Origin of the sequence: Prosthecobacter sp. (assembly GCF_044373815.1) — a bacterium.
Lineage (GTDB): Bacteria > Verrucomicrobiota > Verrucomicrobiia > Verrucomicrobiales > Verrucomicrobiaceae > Prosthecobacter.
The window spans coordinates 1-3470 of sequence record NZ_JBIPNG010000595.1 but is presented as its reverse complement, the minus strand read 5'-3'; the positions used below and the strand labels follow the sequence as shown (position 1 = coordinate 3470).

The following is a 3470-nucleotide window of genomic DNA, read 5'->3' as shown; positions in this document are numbered from 1 at the left end:
CGACCGATACATCGCGTGATCGTGGACTTGGGCTGATGCGGAGGTTTGTGTCACCGCTACGCGGTTCCACGGAATTCGAACGGTATGGCCACGCGGTTCCGTGGGTTAGCACCCACGGCTACCGTTGTGCCAGCGCTACGCGCTTCCGGAGTCGAGCTGCGAAATAGGCGCAGATTGAACGGTGATGCTAGTGCTACACGCTTCTTGAGTCTAGCTGCTACGCATGGGAGCAGCGTCGAACGGCTATGTCAGCGCTACGCGCTTTGGATGTGCCATTCCACTGCTTGCGTCATTGCAAACGCCGATGATTCAATCCCCCAAACACCCCCGCGTAACTTTCCCGCCCTCCCCGGGTTATCCCTCCCCGCATGAAATTGCTCTCCCGCGCCTTCGCATACTCCCTCACGCTCGCTCTCGCCACGCCCACGCTACTCACCGCCGCTGGCAATGACTGGCCGCGTTTTCTCGGCCCCACAGGGGCGGCCATGGTCACGGAATCGAAGGTGCCGCTGAAGTGGAGCGACACGGAAAACCTGCTGTGGAAAGCGGACATGCCCGGGCCCGGGGCCTCCAGCCCCATCGTGCTCGGAGACAAGGTCTTCATCACCTGCTGGACCGGCTATGGCGACCAACCGGGCGCGGACGACATGCGCCAGCTCGTGCGCCACCTGCTCTGCCTCAATCGAGCCGATGGCAAAGTCCTCTGGGATGCCAAGGTGCCCAGCGCCGCAGCGGAAGATCCGTTCACCGGCTTCATCACCGAGCATGGCTACGCCACCCACACGCCCGTGACGGATGGCGAGCGCGTCTATGTCTTCTTCGGCAAGAGCGGCGCGCTGGCCTTTGACCTGCAGGGCAAGCAGCTCTGGCAGACCTCCTGCGGCACCAGCTCCGGCCAGCGGCGCTGGGGTTCCGCTGCCAGCCCCATCATCCATGGAAATCTGCTCATCGTGAACGCCAACGACGAGTCCCAGACGATCTTCGGCCTCGACAAAACCACCGGCAAAATCGTGTGGAAAGCCGAGGGCGATTTCGGCATGGCTTACGGCACGCCCAACATCCTCAAACGCGATGGCGTGGACGATCTCGTCATCGCCGTGCCGCAGGAACTGTGGGGCATGAATCCCGACACCGGCAAGCTGCGCTGGTATGCCACGCATGGCCTCACCGGCAACGTCTCCCCCTGCCTCGTCCCCGGTGGCGACACCGTCTATGTCTTCGGCGGCTTCCCCGCCACGCGCAGCACCGCCATCAAGATCGGCGGCAAGGGCGATCTCGGCCCCAAGGCCATCCTCTGGGACAGCAGCTCCAGCACCTACGTCCCCACGCCCATCCTCAAAGACGGCCACCTCTACGTCATCAACGACCAGGGCTTCGCGCTCTGCATCGACGCCAAAACCGGCAAGGACGTCTACCGCGAGCGCGCCACCATGGGCTCACGCGGCGGCGGCAAGCCCTTCTACGCCTCTCCCGTGCTCATCGGCGACAAGCTCATCTGCGTCTCCCGCCGCAACGGCGCCTTCGTCCTCGCCGCCAAGCCCACCTACGAGCTTCTCAGCACCAACGAATTCGCCAGCGACACCACCCACTTCAACGGCACCCCCGCCGTGAGCGGAGACTTGCTGATTCTGCGCAGCAACAAGGCGGTGTATTGCGTGGGGGTGAAGTAGGAGGCTGAGGCCAGAATCATTGGCCGCAAAGAGGCGCAAAAAAGTCCGACTTGGGAGTGGCCGCAGAGTGCGCGTGCCCGCCGCAGAATGGAGTCCCCCGACGAGCCAGATCAGGCAGCACGGTCAGAACCCCCACGCGTGCGGCAGGCTGCCTCGCCACGGTGATTCACCCCCTCGACAATCGGCGTACCCTTTGATACCATCCAGCCATGCCGGTGACCATTGAACACATGCCTTGGATCGGAGAGGATGCTGTTGAAGCAGTATGGGATGCCGAAGTGACCGAGCGTGTGAAGGACGTGGAAGAAGGGCGCGTCACGCTCATCTCAGGTGCAGAGTTGCAGCGTGGCACCGATGCCTTGTTTGCTGAACTCGGCATCAACCGCCTGGCATGAGACTACTGGCGCAACCGCAGCGGTGAGGCGTACAAGGCCTCACTGAAAGCCAGAATCATTGGCCGCAAAGAGGCGCAAAAAATGAGACCATGAAGCGGCCTCTACCGCAGAGTCGAGCCTCCAAATGAATGGGTCCGTTCAGACCGACCAGACAGATCTGTCCGCCCTCAACAACCACAACGCCCTCTCCTTTTGCGCTTTTTTGCGCCTCTTTGCGGCCAACCTCTGCGACCCACCGCCACCCTTTCCCCCCTCTCCTTTTCGCACCTGTTTCAGTCCTTTTGTGCTGCTCAGCGGCGCTTTCCCCTACGCAGCCTGTTCCACCCCCAAACCCCAGCGAAAGGCCGCAGCCCGCGCCGCGTAGTCCTCGGCCATGATTCGCACCCTGCTCTTCTCCCTTGGCGCCTTCGCGCTGCTTTCCCTCAACGCCAGTGCCCAGAACATCCGCGCCGGCATCATCGGGCTGGACACCTCCCACGTGCTGGCCTTCACCAAGACGCTAAACACCACACCGCAGAAACCGGAGGTGATGGGCGTGCGCCTCGTGGCGGCGTATGCGCAGGGCTCCAAGGACATCCCCTCCAGCACGGAGCGCGTGCCGGAGTACACCGAGAAGGTCAAGGCCCTGGGCGTGGAGATCGTCCCCAGCATCCATGAACTGCTCGACAAAGTGGACGTGGTCTTCCTCGAGTCCAACGACGGCCGCGTGCACCTGGAGCAGGTGCTGCCGTGCATCGAGGCGCACAAACCGGTCTTCCTCGACAAACCCATCGCGGGCACCCTCGTCGATGCCATCAAGATTCTCGATGCCTCCAAGAAGGCCAGCATTCCCGTGTTCTCCTCCTCCTCACTGCGGTTTGGCAAAGGCACTCAGGCCGTCCGCGGTGGCAGCATCGGCAAGGTGAAGCAGGCCAACACCTCCAGCCCCGCCAGCCTGGAGCCCCACCACCCCGACCTCTTCTGGTATGGCATCCACGGCGTGGAGTCCCTCTTCACCGTCATGGGCACCGGCTGCCAGAGCGTGAAGCGCGGCACCGTCATGGAGGAAGTCACCACCGTGGACAAAGTCACCAAGGTGGAGACCAAGCAGACCGTCGCCCGCATCACCGTCACCGGCACCTGGGAAGGCGGCCGCACCGGCACCTTCACAGAAGCCAAAGGCTACGGCGGCAAGGCCATCGGTGAGAAGGGCGAGGCCGCCATCGGCACCTACGACGGCTACGATCCCCTGCTCTACTCCATCGTGCACTTCTTCCGCACCGGCGTGGCTCCTGTGACCCCTGAAGAAACGCTGGAAATCTACGCCTTCATGGAAGCCGCCGACGAGAGCAAGCGCCGCGGCGGCGCCGAAGTCACCCTCAAGGAAGTGATGGACAAGGCCCTGGCCGAAGCGCGCAAGTAAGCA

The 3470-nt window shown here is 63.1% G+C and carries 3 protein-coding genes; all 3 read left to right on the top strand.

Features of this window, described 5'->3' with window-relative positions; translation table 11 throughout:
* Positions 1 to 368: 368 nt before the first annotated feature.
* Positions 369 to 1670: a PQQ-binding-like beta-propeller repeat protein gene (locus tag ACIREA_RS28815; protein WP_397385772.1), complete on the top strand. Its 1302-nt coding sequence runs from the start codon at positions 369 to 371 to the stop codon at positions 1668 to 1670.
* 209 nt (positions 1671 to 1879) lie between these two features.
* On the top strand, positions 1880 to 2065 hold the full coding sequence (locus tag ACIREA_RS28810) for an addiction module protein (RefSeq protein ID WP_397385771.1): 186 nt from the start codon (positions 1880 to 1882) through the stop codon (positions 2063 to 2065).
* 373 nt (positions 2066 to 2438) lie between these two features.
* Positions 2439 to 3467: a Gfo/Idh/MocA family protein gene (locus ACIREA_RS28805; RefSeq protein ID WP_397385770.1), complete on the top strand. Its 1029-nt coding sequence runs from the start codon at positions 2439 to 2441 to the stop codon at positions 3465 to 3467.
* Positions 3468 to 3470: the final 3 nt, after the last annotated feature.